17 protein-coding genes are annotated in these 18,916 nt (G+C 68.1%); 9 read left to right on the plus strand and 8 right to left on the minus strand.

The features are described from left to right. Positions 1-549 precede the first annotated feature (549 nt). Positions 550-1,143: a hypothetical protein gene (locus tag ACTOWJ_RS22835; protein WP_441336921.1), complete on the plus strand. Its 594-nt coding sequence runs from the start codon at positions 550-552 to the stop codon at positions 1,141-1,143. Positions 1,144-1,172: 29 nt separating this feature from the next. On the opposite strand, the gene ACTOWJ_RS22840 is transcribed toward ACTOWJ_RS22835, so the two are convergent. Beyond that, positions 1,173-1,793, minus strand: a complete 621-nt coding sequence (locus ACTOWJ_RS22840) for a LysE family transporter (protein ID WP_441336922.1) — start codon at positions 1,791-1,793, stop codon at positions 1,173-1,175. A gap of 64 nt (positions 1,794-1,857) precedes the next feature. On the opposite strand from ACTOWJ_RS22840, the gene ACTOWJ_RS22845 reads away from it, so the two are divergent. Further along, positions 1,858-2,775, plus strand: a complete 918-nt coding sequence (locus ACTOWJ_RS22845; RefSeq protein WP_441336923.1) for a LysR family transcriptional regulator — start codon at positions 1,858-1,860, stop codon at positions 2,773-2,775. A 25-nt stretch (positions 2,776-2,800) separates the two neighbouring features. On the opposite strand, the gene ACTOWJ_RS22850 is transcribed toward ACTOWJ_RS22845, so the two are convergent. After that, positions 2,801-3,736, minus strand: coding sequence for an AraC family transcriptional regulator N-terminal domain-containing protein (locus ACTOWJ_RS22850; RefSeq protein WP_441336924.1), 936 nt, complete (start codon positions 3,734-3,736; stop codon positions 2,801-2,803). A 231-nt stretch (positions 3,737-3,967) separates the two neighbouring features. Between ACTOWJ_RS22850 and ACTOWJ_RS22855 the strand changes: the two genes are divergently transcribed. Next, positions 3,968-4,711 carry an SDR family oxidoreductase gene (locus ACTOWJ_RS22855; RefSeq protein ID WP_441336925.1) on the plus strand — a complete coding sequence of 248 codons (744 nt, stop codon included), beginning with the start codon at positions 3,968-3,970 and terminating at the stop codon, positions 4,709-4,711. A 303-nt stretch (positions 4,712-5,014) separates the two neighbouring features. Here the strand turns inward: ACTOWJ_RS22855 and ACTOWJ_RS22860 are convergent, their stop codons facing one another. Continuing rightward, positions 5,015-5,827, minus strand: coding sequence for an isocitrate lyase/PEP mutase family protein (locus tag ACTOWJ_RS22860; RefSeq protein WP_441336926.1), 813 nt, complete (start codon positions 5,825-5,827; stop codon positions 5,015-5,017). A 471-nt stretch (positions 5,828-6,298) separates the two neighbouring features. On the opposite strand from ACTOWJ_RS22860, the gene ACTOWJ_RS22865 reads away from it, so the two are divergent. After that, positions 6,299-6,946, plus strand: a complete 648-nt coding sequence (locus tag ACTOWJ_RS22865; RefSeq protein ID WP_441336927.1) for a response regulator — start codon at positions 6,299-6,301, stop codon at positions 6,944-6,946. Between the two features lie 436 nt (positions 6,947-7,382). Here ACTOWJ_RS22865 and ACTOWJ_RS22870 read toward each other — a convergent pair whose 3' ends face one another. Further along, the gene (locus ACTOWJ_RS22870; protein ID WP_441337086.1) at positions 7,383-10,949 is read right to left on the minus strand and encodes an Rne/Rng family ribonuclease; all 3,567 of its coding nucleotides are present in this window, start codon (positions 10,947-10,949) and stop codon (positions 7,383-7,385) included. Between the two features lie 508 nt (positions 10,950-11,457). Here ACTOWJ_RS22870 and ACTOWJ_RS22875 point away from each other — a divergent pair. Both ACTOWJ_RS22875 and ACTOWJ_RS22880 read left to right on the plus strand, forming a co-directional pair. Further along, entirely contained in the window at positions 11,458-12,414 is a 957-nt protein-coding gene (locus ACTOWJ_RS22875; RefSeq protein ID WP_441336928.1) for an RluA family pseudouridine synthase, read from the plus strand. Positions 12,415-12,428: 14 nt separating this feature from the next. After that, positions 12,429-12,632 (plus strand): DUF6053 domain-containing protein, encoded by a 204-nt coding sequence (locus tag ACTOWJ_RS22880; RefSeq protein ID WP_441336929.1) that lies wholly within the window; start codon positions 12,429-12,431, stop codon positions 12,630-12,632. Between the two features lie 166 nt (positions 12,633-12,798). Here ACTOWJ_RS22880 and ACTOWJ_RS22885 read toward each other — a convergent pair whose 3' ends face one another. Next, positions 12,799-13,239 (minus strand): energy transducer TonB, encoded by a 441-nt coding sequence (locus ACTOWJ_RS22885; protein WP_441336930.1) that lies wholly within the window; start codon positions 13,237-13,239, stop codon positions 12,799-12,801. A gap of 5 nt (positions 13,240-13,244) precedes the next feature. Continuing rightward, a complete protein-coding gene (locus ACTOWJ_RS22890) occupies positions 13,245-13,586 on the minus strand; it encodes a 4a-hydroxytetrahydrobiopterin dehydratase (RefSeq protein WP_441336931.1) in 342 nt (113 codons plus the stop codon). Between the two features lie 142 nt (positions 13,587-13,728). Between ACTOWJ_RS22890 and ACTOWJ_RS22895 the strand changes: the two genes are divergently transcribed. Next, positions 13,729-14,325, plus strand: a complete 597-nt coding sequence (locus tag ACTOWJ_RS22895; RefSeq protein WP_441336932.1) for an NfuA family Fe-S biogenesis protein — start codon at positions 13,729-13,731, stop codon at positions 14,323-14,325. A 19-nt stretch (positions 14,326-14,344) separates the two neighbouring features. Continuing rightward, positions 14,345-16,090, plus strand: a complete 1,746-nt coding sequence (locus ACTOWJ_RS22900; protein WP_441336933.1) for a hypothetical protein — start codon at positions 14,345-14,347, stop codon at positions 16,088-16,090. Positions 16,091-16,489: 399 nt separating this feature from the next. Here ACTOWJ_RS22900 and ACTOWJ_RS22905 read toward each other — a convergent pair whose 3' ends face one another. Together ACTOWJ_RS22905 and ACTOWJ_RS22910 are read right to left on the minus strand one after the other, a co-directional pair. Continuing rightward, on the minus strand, positions 16,490-16,945 hold the full coding sequence (locus tag ACTOWJ_RS22905) for a c-type cytochrome (RefSeq protein ID WP_441336934.1): 456 nt from the start codon (positions 16,943-16,945) through the stop codon (positions 16,490-16,492). Between the two features lie 8 nt (positions 16,946-16,953). Further along, positions 16,954-17,343 carry a c-type cytochrome gene (locus tag ACTOWJ_RS22910; RefSeq protein WP_441337087.1) on the minus strand — a complete coding sequence of 130 codons (390 nt, stop codon included), beginning with the start codon at positions 17,341-17,343 and terminating at the stop codon, positions 16,954-16,956. A 378-nt stretch (positions 17,344-17,721) separates the two neighbouring features. On the opposite strand from ACTOWJ_RS22910, the gene ACTOWJ_RS22915 reads away from it, so the two are divergent. Then, on the plus strand, positions 17,722-18,879 hold the full coding sequence (locus tag ACTOWJ_RS22915) for an efflux RND transporter periplasmic adaptor subunit (RefSeq protein WP_441336935.1): 1,158 nt from the start codon (positions 17,722-17,724) through the stop codon (positions 18,877-18,879). The last annotated feature ends 37 nt before the right edge of the window (positions 18,880-18,916 follow it).

The raw sequence follows: 18,916 nt of genomic DNA on the forward strand, positions 1-18,916 counted from the left end.
AGGACGAAACCCGGAAGCGCCGGCGGTGCGCGGTAGCGGCCTTATTCGAACAGGCCAGGGCTACAGAGCGCGACGCGCGGGTTCATGAAGGTGGATGGCGGACAAAGTCAGCGCGGCGGCTGTGTGAGAGGCGGCATATCGGCCGCGGGACCATGGAGTCCGTTCGATTCGGCGCATCGGATCCGGCGACGGTTCGCTCGCCCGCCGGCGCGGCTGGACGAGGCTGGAACGGCGACTTTGCCGAATCGCATGCTTTCGGGCCGCTGCGGCGGGCACTTGCCTGTCCGCGGCGGACGCAGTGCGCGCAGTCTGGCAACGAACGCCAAGGTTCCGAAGTGATGGTTGTCATGGCGGCATACACTCGCGGCGCCGCGTCCCAGGACGTAAGAATCCGCGAACGCGGCCCCGGGGCTGTTCAGCGCAGGGCCCAGGCCCTGTCTGGTCAGGAGTCGAACTGACCGAAGCGCCGACCCGGCCGCGCTGGCGACGCAGTCATACTGCCGCCCCGACATCGTATCGACGATCGACACCGCACAGGACGCGCAGCGCATGGCTGAGGAAATCTACGTATCGACCGACATCGAATCCGACGGACCGATTCCCGGCCCGCATTCGATGCTGAGCCTGGGATCGGCCGCCTTCACCGCCGCGGGCGAACGGATCGCGACCTTCTCGGCCAATCTGTGCGAACTCGATGGCGCCGCCGGCCACCCCGATACCCTGGCGTGGTGGGCCGGTCAGCCCGAAGCCTGGCAGGCCGCGCGTGCCGGCGCCCGGCCCGCGGCCGAGGTGATGCCCGAGTATCTGGCCTGGCTCAAGGCGCTGCCCGGCAAACCGGTGTTCGTCGCGTACCCGGCCGGATTCGATTTCAGTTTCGTGTACTGGTATCTGATCCGGTTCGCCGGGCAGAGCCCGTTCAGCCATTCGGCCTTGGACATGAAAACCCTGGCCATGGCGGTGCTGGGCCTGCCGTATCGCGACACCAGCAAGCGGGCCATGCCCAGGCACTGGTTCGGCGACGATCCGCATACCCACGTGGCCCTGGACGATGCGATCGAGCAAGGACGCTTGTTCTGCGCGATGCTCGCCCAGCTCAAGGCCGACGCCGCCGAGTTGGCGCGGCTGCGCGCCGGCTCGGATTGAGGCGGGCTTTCGTTCCAGAGTCTTCGGTTCTAGCGGCGCAGCGCCGACCCGGCCAGCAGCGCGCCGAAGCCCACCAGCAGCGCGCCGAACGCGCGATCGAGCCAATGCCGCCAGCGCAGCAGGCCGGCGCGTACCGTGCCTTGCGAGAACAACAACGCGACCAGACCGAACCACAGCACGTGGGTGGCCGAGACGAAGGCGCCGTAACCGATGCGCTGGGCCATCGGCGTCGCCGGTTGCACCACCTGCAGGAACAGACTGACCACGAACACCGTGCTTTTGGGATTGAGCGCGTTGGTCAGAAATCCGGTGCGCAGCGCGGCCCAGTCCGACACCGCGGCCACCGCCGCTTGCGCTTCGGGCATCGACGCCGGACGCGAGCGCAGCATCTTCAGTCCCAGATACACCAGGTACAACGCGCCGACGATCTTCAGCGCCGCGTACAGGCGCAAGGATTGCTGGATCACCAGGCCCACGCCCAGCAGGGTGTAGGCCACATGCACCCACACGCCCAGGCCGATACCCAGCGCGGTCAGCACGCCGGCGCGTCGCGAGAGCAGCAGGCTGTTGCGGGAAACCATCGCGAAGTCCGGGCCCGGGCTCAGCACGGCCAGCACGGTGATGGTGAGTACGGCTATCAATTCCTGCATTCGTGGCGCGCCAAGATCGGGAGTATCGGGCTAAATTAGGCGGGGTATTGCCAGGCCGCAAACGATGAAAGATCACGATCGGCGTGAGCTGGACTCACGATATCGACGTACCGCGCTGCCGCCGCTGGGAGCGCTGCGCTGCTTCGAGGCCGCGGCGCGGCTGGAGAGTTTCACCCGCGCCGCGCAAGAACTGCACCTGACCCACGGCGCGGTCAGCCGTGCGGTGCGTTCGATCGAGGATGCGCTGGCCGTGGAACTATTCGAACGGCGCAGCCAGCGGGTATTCCTGACCCCGGCGGGCGAGCGGCTGCGCGATGCCGCGGCCGCCGCGTTCGATGTGCTGGCCGCGGCGGTGCGCGAACTGCGCGAGCCGCCGCGCAAGCTGGCCGTGGTGCTGTCGTGCGAACCGACCTTGCTGATGCGCTGGTTGATTCCGCGTCTGCCGGCGTTTCATGCGCGCCATCCCGAGATCGCGCTGCAACTGGTCGCCGGCGGCGGCCCGGTGGGTTTCGAGGAGATCGATCTGGCGATCCGCCGCGACGATTTCGATTGGGGGCCGCGCGTACACGCGCAGCGGCTGTTCGAGGAGCGGGTAGGGCCGGTGTGCAGCGCGCGTTATCGCGCCGAGCATCTGCAAGCCCAAGCGCGCGGCGCGCGTTGGGCGGACACCGTGGTGCGGCTGCACAGCGCCACCCGGCCCGGTGCCTGGGCGGATTGGTCGCGCGCGGCGCGCAAGCGGCAGCCGGCGGGACCGAGCCAGAGCTTCGAACATTTCTATTTCAGCCTGCAGGCCGCGGCGGCCGGCGTCGGCGTGGCGATCGGGCCGTGGCAGTTGGTGCGCGATGAGGTCGAGGCGGGCGTGCTGGTGGCGCCGATGGGATTTCTCGCCGACGGCAGCGCCTACCACCTGTTGTCGCCGCAACCGGTCGGCGCCGGATCGGCCGGTGCCAAGCTGCTGGCGTGGTTGCGCGAGCAGGCTTGATCGCGGGGCGGCGGGGCGCCGGGGCTCAGGTGTTGGCGGCGGCCTCGCCGGCGCGCGCCGAGTCGCCATGGAAACTCGGCGGCATCTCGCGCAGTCGCGCCACGTCGCGCAGCGGCGGCGCGCCGAACAGGCGGCTGTATTCGCGACTGAATTGCGAAGGGCTGTCGTAACCGACCGCGTGCCCGGCGCTGGCCGCGTCCATCGACTGGCCCAGCATCAATCCGCGCGCCTGTTGCAAGCGCAGTTGCTTTTGGTACTGCAGCGGGCTCATGCGGGTGACCGATTTGAAATGCGCGTGCAGGGCCGAGGAACTCATGCTCGCGTGCGCGGCCAGCTCGGCCATGTCGAACGGTTCGCGGTAATGGCGCTTGATCCAGTCGATCGCGCGGTTGACGTGACGCAGCCGGCTGTCGCCGTGAGCGATTTCGTGCAGACGCGAGGCTTGTTCGCCCTTCATCAGCCGGTACAGCAACTCGCGTTCGACCATCGGCGCGAGCATGGGGATGTCGTCGGGCGTATCGAGCAGCGCCAGCAGCCGGATCGCCGCATCGAGCAACTCGGCGCTGGCGTCGCTGAGCATCAGGCTGGGGCCGGGCGCGCCGCCGTTGGGCGCGGCCAGTCCGGATTCCAGCCACAGGCTGCTCAGCAGCGCCGGATCCAGGTCGATGCGCAGGCACAGATAGGGCTGCTGCACGCTGGCTTCGACGATCTGCCCGAGAATCGGCACGTCGACCGACACCACCAGGTAGCGATTGCGGTCGTACTCGTAGATGCGATCGCCGAGCATCACCCGCTTGCGGCCCTGCGCGACGATGCACACCGCCGGCCGGTGCAACTCGTGGATGGCATCGACCTCGCGGCTGGCGCGGATCAGCTGTACTCGCGGCAGGGCGGTCGGGTGCAAGCCGTCGACGCCGGAATTTCGATCAATCGCCTGCGCCAGACGTTGTGCTGCATTCATCGCGACGTGCCTCGCTGCGGGCGCAGAAGCCACTGATTCGAGCGGCATTCCGACGATGGGGGATGGCGGCGATGATCCGCCGGCACACGGCCGCGAGCAAGCCGGGATCGGGCCGTCCGGAGGATCGTGCAATAAACCGCCGCGATCGTTCTACCGCGGCCGGGGCCGGCATCGGCATCGTCTCGACCAGGCCGGACGACCCGCGTCCGCCATCCGATCCAGGAGTCCGAGATGAGCGCTTTTCACGATGTGCAAGGCAAGACCGTACTGATCACCGGCGCCAGCAGCGGCATCGGCGAGGCCACCGCCAGGCTGCTGAGCGAACGCGGCGCCAAGGTGCTGATCGGCGCGCGCCGCGGCGAACGTCTGCGCACGCTGAGCCAGACCCTCAACGCCGCCGGCGGCGAGGTGCGCTATCGCAGCCTGGACGTTACCGACCCCGCCGACTTCGCCGCGTTCGTGGCCTATGCGCAAGAGCAGTTCGGCGCGATCGACGTGCTGGTCAACAACGCCGGCGTGATGCCGTTGTCGCCGCTGCGGGCGCTCAAGCTGGACGAGTGGAACCGCATGATCGACGTCAACGTGCGCGGCGTGCTGCACGGCATCGCCGCGGTGCTGCCGCTGATGGAAGCGCAAGGCCATGGCCAAGTCGTCAACGTCGCGTCGCTCGGCGCGCATTACGTGGTGCCGACCGGCGCGGTGTACTGCGCGACCAAGTTCGCGGTGTGGGCGATTTCCGACGGTTTGCGCCAGGAAAGCGACAAGATCCGCGTCACTACCATCTCCCCGGGCGTGGTCGAGTCGGAACTGGCCGACACCATCACCGATGCCGCCACCGCCGAGGGCATGAAGGAATTCCGCCGCATCGCCATCGGTCCGGATGCGATCGCGCGCGCGATCGCCTTCGCCATCGCCCAGCCGGCCGACGTCGATGTCAGCGAAGTGATCGTGCGTCCGACCGCGGGTTCGTTCTAAGACGTGGTCTGAGCGCGCCGGCGATGGGCCTGCCTGGATGGCCGGCGGGCTTGTCGTTTGCGCGTCGGCGCTCGCAAACAGCCCTGCGGGCCTGGGTGCGCGAATGTGCCCGCCGCCAGGTCGTGTTGTTCGTGGCCATCAGAAGCGCCTTAGCCCAACACCAGGGCGCGCAAGCCACGAACTCCGGCGAACGAACCGCGCCGCCGCCGCCGGCCGCTTGAGGCGAACGAATCCAGATAACTCTGCCCGCCGCGATCGCGCAACCGGCGATCGCCGGCTGCGCGTATGGCGCGAACGATCGCCTCAACGATCGGCGAACAGCGCATTGAGCTGCGAATACGCCAATGCCTCGGCCGCCAGCGGCTGCGAGTCGCCGTCGCGCAGGAAGCCCGAGGCCAACGCGGTCATTCGCGAGTACATGGATTGGGCGATGTCCGAACCCGCGCTGAGCCGGCGCACGCCCCAGCGCTGCAACTCGTCCGCGGCCGGCAGCGCGGCGCGCGCGAGCAGGTTCAAGGGCAGGCCGGCTTCGGCGGCGATGGTGCGCACCGAGGCCTGGTCGGTCAGTCCGGGCACGAACAGGCCGTCCGCGCCGGCGGCGCGATAACGCGCGGCGCGGGCCAGGGTTTCCTCGACCCGCCGCTCAGGCGGCGCCAGGCCGCGCAGATACACGTCGGTGCGCGCATTGAGATACAGCGCCACGCCCAGACGCGCGCTCGCGCGCTTGATGTGTTCGATCTTCGCGCACAGCAGATCCGGATCGGAGCCGCCGTCCTCCAGATTGATGCCGACCGCGCCGACGTCGATCAGACCGGAGACGGTTTCGGCGACCGCGGCCGGGTCGTCGGAGTAACCGCCCTCGGCGTCGACGGTCAGCGGCACCCGGATCGCCCGCGCGATATCGGCCACGGTGGCGACCAGGCGCCGCACCGGCAGCAGGTCGCCGTCGGGATAGCCGTGCGACCAGGCCACGCCTGCGCTGGTGGTGGCCACGGCGGCCGCGCCGAGGCTTTCGATCAGGCGCGCGCTGCCGGCGTCCCAGGCATTGGCGAGCAGCAGCAGGCCGTCGTGGTGCAGTTCGTGGAAGCGGGCGGCGAGGTCGGTTTGGCGATTCATTGAGGGGCTCGGGTGCGGAAAGGCGAGCAGGATGACATGCCGAGATCGATCCGACTCGCCGTTTTCGGCCATCCATGCCGCCCCGATACGGGCCTGGCGCGGGGCTTTAACCGCAGTTTCCGCGCTGCGGCCCCGGCCGCCCTGATTCCGGCCGCCCCGATTGTCGTTCGAGCGACAATCGACGCCGGTTTCCCGTCATTCGCATCGATGCCCCGGCCGGCGACGCGTGGCTGGGGTACCATTGATTCGCGCCTGCGGTAGCAACTGAGCGTAGTCATTGCCAAAGTTGTGACCCGGTTCCTGGGGTGTGGCCGTCGCTCGCACCGCTACGTGCCTTTTTCGCGGTGATTAATCCAGAGTTTTTGCAGCTCTGGGGTGTCACCGTTGAGTCAATGAATTTCGACGCCTTGCAGGGTCGTGGGGCACCGCGTAGCCTCGCGAGCGTAGGCTGAATCTGTTTCCGGGGACGCTATGACCATCCGTGTATTCATCGTGGACGACCATGCGTTGGTGCGCACGGGCATGCGCATGATCCTGTCGGCGGAAACGGATATCGAAGTATTGGGCGATGTGGAGAGCGGCGAAGAAGCCTTGCCGCTGGTGCGCAAGCTCAAGCCCGACGTGGTGCTGTGCGATCTGCATCTGCCCGGCGTCAGCGGACTGGAGGTGACCGAACGCATCGTCAAGGGCGATCACGGCACCCGCGTGATCATCGTCTCGGTGCTCGAGGACGGGCCGATGCCCAAGCGCCTGCTCGAAGCCGGCGCCTCGGGTTATGTCGGCAAGGGCGGCGACGCCAGCGAACTGTTGCGCGCGATCCGCGACGTGGCGCGCGGCAAGCGCTATCTGGCGAGCAACATCGCCCAGAATCTGGCCTTGTCCAATCTCGACGGCGGCGCTTCGCCGTTCGACGAGCTCTCGCCGCGCGAGCTGGAAATCGCCTTGTTGCTGGTGCAGGGATTCCGCCAGGAAGAAATCGCCAAGCGCCTGAGCTTGAGCGCGAAGACGGTCAACACGCATAAGACGCGCTTGTTCGAAAAACTCACGATCAGCGACAGCATCGCGCTGGCGCGTCTGGCGGCGCAGTACGGCCTGGCCGATCCGGCGCATTCGCTCTGAGCCCGCGCGGCTGAGCGGTTGTCGGGACGCGTCGCGTCGTTTTCCGATTCGGATGCGGTGAGTGGGACCCGCGCAGCGTTAGTGGAACGCATGCGGGCCGCTGGTATCGCGCGATAACGTGGCGCTGCTTCGCTCGATGCACGAGGTCCATGGCGTCGCTCGGTGACGCTGTCGCACAGTGCGAACTCAATCGTCGAATCGTGATGTGCGAACGGCTCTTTAGTCTTTGCGCAAGGCAGGTTCGGGCGTAGGCGTCGGGACTGAAGTCCCTCCCGCAAAGAAAAAAGTCCGCGACCAGCAAACGATCGGCCCCGATGCTTGCGGAAGTTTCGGCCGGGTTGCCTGCGAGCAGTTGGCAAAGAAAAACCGGCCGCTTTCGCGGCCGGTTTTTCGTTTGCCGATGATCGATCGCGGGGCGATCGATCCTTGCCCGGAATCAGGCGCGGCGTTCGTGCTGTCCGTCGTCCGGGCCGCCGTCCTGGTCGGCTTCCGCAGCCTGCGCGCCTTCGCTGGCGGCGGAGGCGGCATCGGCGCGGGCCGGTTCGGCCGGATGGGGCAGGGTGTCGAACAGGCCGCCGGTGCGCGGCGTCAGCGGACTCGCGGGTTCGACCGATTCGGTTTCGACCGCCTCGGACGGCGCGACTGCTTCGGCCTGTGCAGCGGCTTGGACCGGTGCCGGTTCGATCGCGGCGGGCGCGTCCGGAGCGGTCTGGTTCCAAGCAGGCTCGACCGGCGACGCCACCGGCGCGGAGGTCTCGATCGGCAGACCGGTTGCGGCTTCGGCGGCCGGCGAGACCGGAGCGACCTGTGCGGCCGCGGCTTGGGCCCGACCGAGGTCTTCCACGCTGGGCGTAACGACGGTGGGGACGACGACTTCGCGTTCGACCACTTCTTCGGTCACCACGGCCTGGCTTTCGATCACTTCGCGCTCGACGACCACTGCAGGCTCGATGGTCGCGGGTGCGGCCGGTTCGGCCTGGACCGGTGCCGGCTCGATCACTGCCACCGCTTCGATCGCTGCGAGCGCCGGTTGCGCCTGCTCGACCGACTGCGCGGCGGTTTCGGCCGGGCTGCTCGGGGCTTGCACCGGAGCCTCGGCACCGAACGACAGGTTCGGCTTGGCGAAGCTGCTCGCGGGCGCCTCGAACGAGACGGCGGTTGCTGGCTCGCTATGCGTCGGCTCGTTGCGTGCCTGCTCGTTACGGGTCGGCTCGCTGCGTGCCTGTTCGCTACGTGCCTGTTCGCTATCGGCCTGCTCGGCACGGACGGGCTGAGGCGAGATCGGCTCGGCCTGCGCGGCAACGGAGCCGCCCTGGGCCGGTTCGCCGAACTGAGCGAACGAGGACCTGGCGCCGGTCTCGGCCTGAGCCGAGGGCACGAACGTGCTGCTCACCGTGGCCACGACCGCAGCCGCGGCCGCCGGCGTCGCCGGCGTGGCGCGCGGCGACGGATTGGCCTCGTCGTCGAAATCGAACTCGGGCTGCGAACGGTGCGCGGCGGCCGGAGCCGAGACCGGCTCTGCGCCGTTCTCGTCTTCGTCGTCGAAACCGCCCTCGTCCTGACCCTGGCCTTCGCCCAGGGCGCCGGCTTCGCCGTTGCCGCGACGGCGGCGACGGCCACCGCGACGGCCGCGACGGCGGCGACCGCCACCTTCACCGGCCGCTTCGCCAGCATCGCCTTCGCGCGCTTCGGCCGTAGCCGCGTTGGCGGTTTCGGCGACGGCGGCTTCGGTCTTGAGCGCGGGCTCGTCGGTCACCGCGGGCATCGAGGGCATCGCGATCGGCGCACCAGCACTGGCCGTGGCCGCGGCGACCGCGGCCGGCACGATCGCGGCGGCGACGGCGGTTTCGGCGGCAGCGTCCTGACGCGGCGGCCTGGGCTCGCGCGGCGGACGCGGCGTCTGCGTGGCATTGCCGTTGGTCTGAGCGTTGCGTTCCTCGTTCTGCGGCTTGGCCTGCGGCGCCTGCGCGTTGTTCTGCGGCGGGCTCTGCGGCTTGGGCTGCTGCGCCTGCTTGGGCTGCTGCGGCTGCTTCTGCTTGGGCGGCGGGCTCTGCGGACTCGGCTGGCCGACCTGCGGCGGCTGGGCCTGCTTGTCGCGGCGGCCCTGCTGTTCCAGGCGCGCTTCGTCGCGGCGGCCGCCATCGCGTCCGCCCTTGCCGTTGCGTTCGTTGCCGCGGCGCTGACCGTTATTGCGATCGGCACGTTCGCTGCGTCCACCGCGTCCTTCCTGACCGCCGCGGCCGTCTTGGCCGCCCGATTCGGGCGCCGTCTTCGCCGGCTGCGGAGCGCCGCGGAAGATGCGCAGGATGCGTTCGACCAGACCGATGGAATGGGTCGGGGCGGCGACCGGAACGGGTGCGGGGGGCGGAGCCACCGCCATGGCCGCTTCGCGGGGTTCGCGCAGCGGTGCGGGCTGGAGGGGTTTGACGTTGGTGACCGCCGGCGCGTCGGGGATGTTCAGGTGCGCCTTGGTCAGGGCGTGCACCGGCAGCTTGCGCTGGGTGCCTCGCTGGTAGCTGGGCTTGATGGTTTCTTCGCCCAGTTCGTTCTCGCGCACCCGGGTGACTTCGTAGTGCGGGGTTTCGAGTTGATCGTCGGCGACGATCACGATCGGCGAGTCGTGGCGCTGCTCGATCTCGGTCAGCGCGCGGCGCTTTTCGTTGAGCAGAAAATTGGCGATCTCGGTCGGCGCCTGCACCAGCACCTGTCCGGTGTTTTCCTTCATCGCGTGTTCTTCGGCCACGCGCAGGATCGACAACGACAGCGATTCGACGCTGCGCATGCGGCCGTGGCCGTCGCAGCGCGGGCACACCAGCTGGCTGGACTCGCCCAGCGACGGGCGCAGGCGCTGGCGGCTGAGTTCGAGCAGGCCGAAGCGCGAGATGCGGCCGATCTGCACGCGCGCGCGGTCCTGCTTGAGCGCGTTCTGCAGCTTGTTCTCAACCTCGCGCTGATGGCGGTTGGAGGACATGTCGATGAAGTCGATCACCACCAGGCCGCCGAGGTCGCGCAGGCGCATCTGGCGGGCGACTTCCTCGGCCGCTTCCAGGTTGGTGTTGAACGCGGTTTCTTCGATATCGCCGCCCTTGGTGGCGCGCGCGGAGTTGACGTCGATCGCGGTCAGCGCTTCGGTCTGGTCGATCACCAGGGCGCCGCCGGAGGGCAGGCGCACGGTGCGCTCGTAGGCGTTCTCGATCTGCGACTCGATCTGGAAGCGGTTGAACAGCGGAGTTTCGTCGGCGTACTTCTTGAGCTTGCGCATGTTATGCGGCATGACCTGCTCGACGAACTCGCGCGCTTCGGCGTACATCTCGTCGGTGTCGACCAGGATCTCGCCGATGTCCGGGCGCATGTAGTCGCGCAGGGCGCGGATGATCAGGCGCGATTCCTGGTAGACCAGGAACGGGGCCGGCTTCTTGAGCGCCTCGTCGGTGATCGCCTTCCACACGCTGACCAGGTAATCCAGGTCCCACTGCAGTTCTTCGGCATCGCGGCCGACGCCGGCGGTGCGGATGATCACGCCCATGTCGTCGGGGATGTTGAGCTTGTCCATCGCCTCCTTGAGGGCGGCGCGGTCGTCGCCCTCGATCCGGCGCGAAACGCCGCCGGCGGTGGGCGAGTTGGGCATCAGCACCATGTAGCGGCCAGCCAGCGAGATGAAGCTGGTCAGGGCGGCGCCCTTGTTGCCGCGTTCTTCCTTGTCGACCTGGACCACGATCTCCTGGCCTTCGCGCAGCAGTTCGCGCAGGCCGGCCTTGTTATGGTCGACGCCGGGCTGGAAGTAGTCGCGGGAGATTTCCTTCAGCGGCAGAAAGCCGTGGCGGTCGGCGCCGTAATCGATGAAGGCCGCTTCGAGGGAGGGCTCGAGCCGGGTGATGCGGCCCTTGTAGATGTTGGACTTCTTTTGTTCCTTGGACGGCTGTTCGATGTCGATGTCGTACAGGTTTTGACCGTCCACGATTGCGACCCGCAGTTCTTCCGCCTGCGTCGCGTTGATCAGCATGCGCTTCATTGTTGCGTTCCTCGCGCGCTCTACCGCGCGGAACGCCATGGCGTTTCGCAATCTGGGAACACAGGCTCCTCCGTCGCGATCGTCGGCCGCAACGAATGCGGGCCGCCCGCGCGCCGGCGAGGCCTCCACTACCAGCGCTACATCACCACGGCACGCCGCGGGAGCGCTTCTTACCTATTCCAAAACTTTCAGGCCGGCGACGCGAACGTCGCACGGGGCGGGGCGGCGGTTCGGACCGGCTCAATCGAGCGTCAGGCCCTGGCGTCGCACAACTTTGTTCATCGCGATGGTTTGACCCATCGGGCGAAGGCCGGTTCCGCCGGTCCGTCGCTGCTAACATGGCTACCCCGTGGGCAGTGGTTAGACGCGGACCGGAATCGCGGGAGGGGCTTTCGGCCCCGTACCGGGCCGCACGCTTGTCAGGCGTTATGGCTGGTACAACTCCCTGCGAAATCAAAACCTTATCTCGCGTCGCGAGTGTAACAGATAACGCTTCGGGATGACCCAGTCAGCAAACTCCGCTAATGCCGGTGCTCGTACCGTGCGCGTGCCCGATGACCGCGAAGGCCAGCGGCTCGATAATTTCCTGCTCGGCCAACTCAAAGGTGCGCCCAGGTCCTTGATCTACAAGCTGGTGCGCTCCGGTCAGGTGCGCGTGAACGGCGGCCGCGCCAAGGCCGAGCGCAAGCTCGAGGCCGGCGACGAGGTGCGGATCCCGCCGGTTCGTCTCAGTGAGCCCGGAGAAAAGGCGGCCCCGCCCAAGGGCTTCATGGACGCGCTTGACGCGGCGATCGTGTTCGAGGACGCGCGCCTGCTGGCCCTGAACAAGCCCTCTGGCGTGGCCAGCCATGGCGGCAGCGGGATCAGTTTCGGCGCGATCGAGACCCTGCGCGCCTCGCGGCCTGGGCATACCCTGGAACTGGTGCATCGGCTCGACCGGGACACCTCGGGTTTGTTGATCGTTGCCAAGAAGCGTTCCGCACTGACCGAGATGCAGGCCTTGATGCGCGAAGACGGCGGTATCGCAAAACGCTACCTGGCCTTGTTGACCGGCCGCATGCCCGACGGAGTCATGAGCGTGGACGCGCCGCTGCACATCGGCCTGCGCCAGGGCGGCGAACGCCATGTCCAGGTGCACCGCGACGGCAAGGAGTCGCTGAGTCACTTCAAGGTGCTCGAGCGCAAGGGCGGGCAGTCGTATTGCGAGGTGCGGATCGAAACCGGCCGCACCCACCAGATTCGCGTCCACGCGCAGCACATCGGTCATCCCGTCGCCGGCGACGACAAGTACGGCGAAGCCGAGGTCAACAAGAAGTTGCGCGACCAGTTTGGCCTGCGCCGTCTGTTCCTGCACGCCTCGACCCTGGAATTCGCGCTCGAGGGCGGGCGCGAGCCGTATCTGCTCAATGCGCCGCTGGCGCCGGAGTTGGTCGAGGTGTTGGATCGCCTGAGCTGAGGTTTGCGGGACGCGTGGCGACGACGATCGCGACGATCGAGTTTTCGCGTCGCGACGGAGACTTTTGTTGGAGAGGGCCTTCAGCCCCGACGTTTTTCTCTCCGCGGGGTTGTTGCTCTGGTAGGTGCGCTGCGATCGGATCGAAAGGCATCGGGGCTGAAGCCCCTCCCACAAAAGAATTCGTGGCGACGAAAAAAAACAGATGTGCGCGCAGTTAAACGCCTGCGGCAATCACTTATCCGCGCTAGGGCTGACGTCGCTCCCACGGCGATGGTCGCGACCATGGAGCTTCCGCGTCGGGCTGGAGACTTTTGTGGGAGGGTCTTCAGGTCCGACGCTGTTGGCTCAAATCGCCATGAACCGGTACCGCCTATTTGCCGAGGCCTACAAGCCGCTCGGCGCCTGCCCGCAATGCTCCGGCCGCGTCGCCGGCGCGTGGAAGGTCACCGGCACCTGGATGTCGGTGGCGACGGGTTTGCCGTTGCGCGTAGCCGCTTCGAAGCGCCAGCGCTGCACGCCCTTGACCGCGGCGTCGTCCAGCGCGGGCGTCTTGCTGCTGGTTAGCACATTGACCTTGGTCGGCTTGCCTTCGGCGCCGACGGTGAGTTGCAGCACCACCTTGCCGCCGATCTGGTCGCAGCCGATCTCGGCCGGATAGTCCGGCGGCGGCGTGTTGACCGCGCGCAGCGGCGTGGACGGAATCACCGGTTCGTCGGCCGGACGCGGGCCGCAGGCGGCCAGGGTCGTCGCGATCAGTCCGACGGCCAGCGCCATCGGCAGGCGCAGCGAAGCGGTGGCGGAGGTACGACGACGCGATGCGTTCATGGTGATCAACCTGTCAGGGCTTCGGCCTTGGCCGCGCAGATGAAGTCGTTCTCGCTCAGGCCGCCGACGTCGTGAGTGGAGTAACGCACCACGCAGCGGTCGTAGTGGACGCCTAGGTCGGGATGATGATCCTCGCGATGGGCCATGAATGCCAGTGCGTTCACGAACGCCATCGTGCGGTAGTAATCGTCGAAGCGGAAGGTCTTGGTGAGGGCGTGGCCGTCTTCGGCCAGCTCCCAGCCCGGCACTTCCGGCAGCAGCTCGCGCACGCGCGCCTCGCTGAGACGGTGTTCGCTGCCGCGAAGGGGCAGACAATGGGCTTGCGAGAGCGGAATGAGATCGTTCATGCGGGTACTCCTGGCGGCCCGGCGTCGTGGCCGCGGCGTTGCTTCGGCGCCGGCGACGGCTTCCATGAACGGAATCGTATCGCCGACGGTCGTAGGATGCATGCGCGGCGTAAGGCCGCGCCGACCCCGTTAGAATAGCCCGATGATCAACATCTCTGAATCCGCCCAGACGCACTTCCGCAAGCTGCTCGAGCGCGAGGCCCTGCCGGGCCTGGGCGTGCGTCTGTCGGCGGTGCATCCGGGCACGCCGCGCGCCGACGTGCGGCTGGAGTTCGCCGAACCGGCGGACCTGGCCGGCGACGAATGGGCGGTGGATTGCGAAGGCTTCACCCTGTGGTTGAACGCCGACAGCGTGCAATACCTCGACGGCGCCGAGATCGACTACGAAAACAAAGCCACCGGCGGCCAGTTGCAGATCCGCGCGCCCAAGATCAAGGGCGAAGCGCCGACCGAGTCGGCCTCGCTGGTCGAGCGCGTGCGCTGGCTGGTCGAACATGAGATCAATCCGCAGCTCGCCCAGCACCGCGGCAACGTCGCGGTGCAGGAAGTCACCGCCGACGGCGTGGTCGTGCTGCGCTTCGGCGGCGGCTGCCACGGTTGCGGCATGGCCGATGTGACCCTCAAGCAGGGCATCGAAACCACCCTGATGAGCAAGGTGCCCGGCGTGACCGCGGTGCGCGACGCTACCGATCACGACACCGGCGACGCGCCGTACATGCCGCGCGATACCGCGGCCTGAATCCGGCGCGGCGCAGCCTATGCCCACCGCCGCATCGATCATCGAAGCCCTGCAGCGACGGTTGCGGCTTTCGCTGCGTCGCGACTCGCCCACGCCCGGTCAGTTTCCGCCGGGCTGGCAGTCGTGGCTGGAGTCGATGCGCGATCAGGCCGGGGCGATCACCGGCGCGACCTCCGATGCGATGGTCGCCGCGCTCGCCCAGCGTCCTCTGCTGGCGCCACCGCGGCGGGCGCAGTCGCTCAATCGCTGGCAGGCCTTCGCGACCTTGTGGCGCCAGCAATGGCAGCCGCCGGAGCGGGAAGAACGCGGCCTGCGCTGGGCCGCCGGCATCGTCTCGCTGCTGTGGCACATCCTGTTCGGCGGCTTGCTGATCTGGCTGATGTATCTGCAGTTCTTCGCCACCCGGCCGCCGCCAGAAGGCGAGAACGTCACCATGATCGAATACATCGGCGAGGGCACGCCCGCCGAACCCGGCGGTGGTCAGCAGCAACCCAGCGATCAGCCGCAGACCGAGCCGACGCCCGCGACCGCCGAACCTTCGCCGCAGCCTTCCCAGCAGGCCGCGACTGCACCGTCGCCGCCGCAGGTCGCGGTCGCCACGCCGCCGCCGCCGGAGCTGCAGGCGCCGTTGCCGGAGGTCGCGCAACGCGACGTTCCCGAACCGCAGATTCCGCCGCCGACGGTCGAACAACCGGTGATGGTGAGCAAGGCCGTGCCCGATTCGCCGCAGATCTTCGTGCTGCCGCCGACGCGTAAGCGGGTCGACGACAGCCTGCGGGTACCGCAGATCGAGCCCTCGGCGCAGCCGTTGCGGACCGTCGAGGTGCCCGCGCCGGTGCAACCGCCGTCGCGCGAACTGCCGCAGCGCGAAATCGCGCTGCCGAGCGTGACCGCGCAGCCGCGCGAAGTCGCGGTGCGCGAGATCCCTGCGCCGTTGCCGTCGTTGCCGGTGCGCGAGCTGCCGACCCGCCCGATCGAAACGCCGCAGCTGCGCAGCGCCACCCCGCAGGTGCGCGTGGCCGAGATTCCGACGCCTTCGATTCCGGCGCCGGCGCCGGAATCGAGCACGCCGGCAAGCGCGCCTACTCCTACGCCGTCGGCGCAACCGGATGCGACTGCGACTGCGGCGGCGCCGGCCGCCACGCCGGCCGCGAACGCCGCTGCCAATCCCAGCGCCTCCAGCACCTCCAGCACGTCACCGTCGACGGCCACGCGCACGCCCGCGGCGACTGCCGGCGCCGGGCCCAAGCCGACGCCCGCGCCGGGCACCTGGTCCACGCCCAAGCGCGGCGACGATTGGGGCGAGTCGACCCGCAACCGTCCCGGCGCGCAGCGCGGCGACACGCCGGGTCTGTACAACAGCGACGGCAGCCTGCGCCTGGCCGATGCGCCGGGTTCGGCCTCGCCGGGCAAGCCGCCGGGCACGATCACCGAAGAAATCAAGGACCTCGATCGCGCCGGCACCTGGCTGCGGCGCAAGCCGACCGATTACGAGCCGACTTCGCTCGACAAGTACTGGCGGCCGAACGAAACCCTACTTGCCGAGTGGGTGCGGCGCAGCGTGCAGACGGTGATGATTCCGATCCCGGGCACCAGCAAGCGGATCCAGTGTTCGGTGGTGCTGTTGATGGCCGGCGGCGGTTGCGGCATCGACGATCCCAACCTCAACGAGCAGCCTGCGCAAGCACGGCCGCCGCCGGATATTCCGTTCAAGAAGCATCTGCAGGAAGACAACGGCAGCGTGCGTCCGCCGCAGGGCGGGTGAAGCTGCGCGCATATCTGGCGGCCAGCGTTTGCGAACGCGCTACTGGTACTGGCCGGCATCGCGAACCGGCGAGGTCCGACTGTAGGAGCGGCGCAAGCCGCGATCAACCGAAGCGACGTCATACCACTTCTCCAACCGAAGCGATGACCTGCGGCGCTTTTGCTTATCCCACACAAGCATTAGTCGTCTGCGCAATCGCCATCGAGCCGACCAGGGATTAGTCCTTGTCGTGGCTGGGCTTCGGGGAAGGCGCTCGCGTTCACCTCTGCGGTTGGTCGCGGCTCGCGCCGCTGCTACAGGGGCTGCGGATCGATTCGTTGAAGGGCGGACACAAAAACGGCCCGCATGCGGGCCGTTTTCGCTGCGATCTGCGCGGCCGCGCCGCGCCGATACCTGGGCTCAGTGAATGCCGTGCAGATCGCGCAACTGGATGTCCTTGTCGCGCGAGCCGAAATAAGCGGCCAGATCGGCGATCTGCTGATCGTTCAGATCCTTGGCCTGGCTCGACATCAACGCATGCTCGCGCTCGCCGTCGCGGTACATCTGCAGCGAGTGCGCGATGTAGTCGTGGTACTGGCCGGCCAGACGCGGGTAGCTGGGGTCGATCGGCGCATTGCCTTCGGCGCCGTGGCAGTCCACGCAGGACTGGCCGGTGGCCTTGCCCTTGACGCTGGCGAGCTTCTGGCCTTCGGCGATGTGCCCGGCCGGCAGGCCCGAGGACGAGGAGGTGTGGCCGGCGTTGCGGTCGGCCGAGGAGTGGCCGGCCGGCACTTCGCCACCGCCGGAGCAGGCGGTCAGGGCAAGAGCGAGCGTGGCGATGGCGAGGCCGCTCTTGAGGAGGCTGGAATTCGTCATGGGGCGGCTCACTTGGCGCTGGAAAGGAAGGCGGCGATGTCGGCGATGTCCTGGTCCGAAAAGCTCTGGGCCTGGGCCTGCATCGTCGGGTGCTTGCGAGCGCCCTTCTTGTATTCGGTCAGCGCGTTGACCAGGTACTCCGGCGCCTGGCCGACGATCTTGGGAACGTGGTAGTTCGGGTAAGCGTTCTTGTAGCCGGTAACGCCGTGGCAACCCTGGCAGGTGTAGGTGAGCATGCGGCCGGTTTCCGGATTGCCTTTGGCGGCGGCCGGGGCGGAAGGAGCAGCGGCGGGTGCGGCCGTTGCGGCGGGAGCCGGGGCCTTGGTGGGTTCCTGTGCGGCCGCGGTAGCGGCGACCAGGGTCAGGGCAAAGCAGGCGGCGATCGTCAGCGGTCGCATCATGTCGTAGTCCGCAATCTCGAGTGGCTAGCGAAAGGTGGTGGCTGGCTCTGCGGGGCCGAAGCCGCGCACAAGTCGGCGAGTATAGCCGGCGAGACGATTGCAACGAAGCCGTCCAAACACGCATCCATACTGACGCCGGTCCCGGAACGCGCCCGCAATGCCGCCCGAAGGCCGACTGGATGCCCATGCGATCCAGGCTCGACAAGCGCCGGCGATCCGTGCTCGCGCTTACCGTGCCTCAGAATAAATCCATGGCTCCAGTCATCATGACCTTCGGCGGATGTTGGCTTTCCGGGTCGGTGATATACCTATATACAACACCGGCATACGACCGGTAACCGCCGAATTAATAGAACATTTTTGGGGTCGTCTCGAATGCGTCAACTCACCAACAACCGCAAGGGTGGTCCGGCAGTGCGCGGCACGGTGGCTCTGGCCGCCCTGGCCCTGGCTTGCACTCTGGGACTGTCGGCCTGCAAGGGCGGAGCGGGCGCCGCCGAGGCGCAGGCCAAGGAAGCCAAGGATAAAGCGTCCGACGCGGTGCCGGTGGAGGTCGCGGCGGCCTCGCGCCGTGCGATCGCCGCCAGCTACACCGGGACTGCGCCGCTGGAGGCCCGCGCCGAATCGCAGGTGGTCGCCAAGACGTCGGGCGTCGCTTTCGAGGTGATGGTCGAAGAAGGCCAGCAGGTCAAGGCCGGACAAGTGCTGGTGCGGCTGGATTCGGCCCGCGCCGAACAGCAGGCCGCGCAGACCGGCGCGACCATGCGCAAGCTGGAAGCCAACTACGCGCGCGCCCGGCAGATGGCCGAGCAGCGCCTGCTCAGCGCCAACGATGCCGATCAGCTGCGTTACGACCTGGAAAGCGCGCGCGCCGCCAACCGCCTGGCCACGCTGGAAGTGTCCTACGCCAAGGTCGAGGCGCCGATTTCCGGCGTGGTCGCCTCGCGTTCGATCAAGCCCGGCAACTTCGTCCAGATCAACTCGCCGATCATCCGCATCGTCGACACCTCGCGCCTGGAAGCCGTGCTCAACGTGCCCGAACGCGAACTGGCGACGCTCAAGGCGGGACTGCCGGTGCAGATGCAGGTCGACGCCATGCCCGGCAAGGTCTTTTCCGGCACGGTCGACCGCGTCGCTCCGGTGGTCGATTCGGGCAGCGGCACGTTCCGGGTGATCTGTGCCTTCGAAGGCGGCGGCGTGCTGCAGCCGGGTATGTTCGGACGCCTGCGCATCGACTACGACAACCGCGCCGACGCGCTGGTGGTGCCGCGCGCGGCGCTGCTGGACGACGAAGGCGATCCGGCGGTGTTCGTGGTGCGCGGCAAGAAGGTTTCGCGGGTGCCGGTCAAGTTGGGTTATCTGGACGGCGCCTGGGCCGAGATCCGCGCCGGCATCCAGCTCGGCGATCAGGTCGTGGTAGCGGGCAAGACCGCGTTGCGCGAAGGCACCGAGGTGCAGTTGCTCAACATCAAGCCTGCCACGGTCGCCAATGCCGCGGCCACGCCCGTCAAACCTGCCACCGACAAGCAATAAGCGCAACGCTTGCGGTCCGACGCGGCCGGCCTGCGGC

It is taken from the genome of Lysobacter sp. CA199, from assembly GCF_052078715.1.
Taxonomy (GTDB): Bacteria; Pseudomonadota; Gammaproteobacteria; order Xanthomonadales; family Xanthomonadaceae; genus Lysobacter.

Coding starts and splice junctions, on each gene's coding strand:
- ACTOWJ_RS22835 (WP_441336921.1), top strand. CDS start 550: ATGGCTGAGGAAATCTACGTATCGACCGACATCGAATCCGACGGACCG.
- ACTOWJ_RS22840 (WP_441336922.1), bottom strand. CDS start 1,793: ATGCAGGAATTGATAGCCGTACTCACCATCACCGTGCTGGCCGTGCTG.
- ACTOWJ_RS22845 (WP_441336923.1), top strand. CDS start 1,858: ATGAAAGATCACGATCGGCGTGAGCTGGACTCACGATATCGACGTACC.
- ACTOWJ_RS22850 (WP_441336924.1), bottom strand. CDS start 3,736: ATGAATGCAGCACAACGTCTGGCGCAGGCGATTGATCGAAATTCCGGC.
- ACTOWJ_RS22855 (WP_441336925.1), top strand. CDS start 3,968: ATGAGCGCTTTTCACGATGTGCAAGGCAAGACCGTACTGATCACCGGC.
- ACTOWJ_RS22860 (WP_441336926.1), bottom strand. CDS start 5,827: ATGAATCGCCAAACCGACCTCGCCGCCCGCTTCCACGAACTGCACCAC.
- ACTOWJ_RS22865 (WP_441336927.1), top strand. CDS start 6,299: ATGACCATCCGTGTATTCATCGTGGACGACCATGCGTTGGTGCGCACG.
- ACTOWJ_RS22870 (WP_441337086.1), bottom strand. CDS start 10,949: ATGCTGATCAACGCGACGCAGGCGGAAGAACTGCGGGTCGCAATCGTG.
- ACTOWJ_RS22875 (WP_441336928.1), top strand. CDS start 11,458: ATGACCCAGTCAGCAAACTCCGCTAATGCCGGTGCTCGTACCGTGCGC.
- ACTOWJ_RS22885 (WP_441336930.1), bottom strand. CDS start 13,239: ATGAACGCATCGCGTCGTCGTACCTCCGCCACCGCTTCGCTGCGCCTG.
- ACTOWJ_RS22890 (WP_441336931.1), bottom strand. CDS start 13,586: ATGAACGATCTCATTCCGCTCTCGCAAGCCCATTGTCTGCCCCTTCGC.
- ACTOWJ_RS22895 (WP_441336932.1), top strand. CDS start 13,729: ATGATCAACATCTCTGAATCCGCCCAGACGCACTTCCGCAAGCTGCTC.
- ACTOWJ_RS22900 (WP_441336933.1), top strand. CDS start 14,345: ATGCCCACCGCCGCATCGATCATCGAAGCCCTGCAGCGACGGTTGCGG.
- ACTOWJ_RS22905 (WP_441336934.1), bottom strand. CDS start 16,945: ATGACGAATTCCAGCCTCCTCAAGAGCGGCCTCGCCATCGCCACGCTC.
- ACTOWJ_RS22910 (WP_441337087.1), bottom strand. CDS start 17,343: ATGCGACCGCTGACGATCGCCGCCTGCTTTGCCCTGACCCTGGTCGCC.
- ACTOWJ_RS22915 (WP_441336935.1), top strand. CDS start 17,722: ATGCGTCAACTCACCAACAACCGCAAGGGTGGTCCGGCAGTGCGCGGC.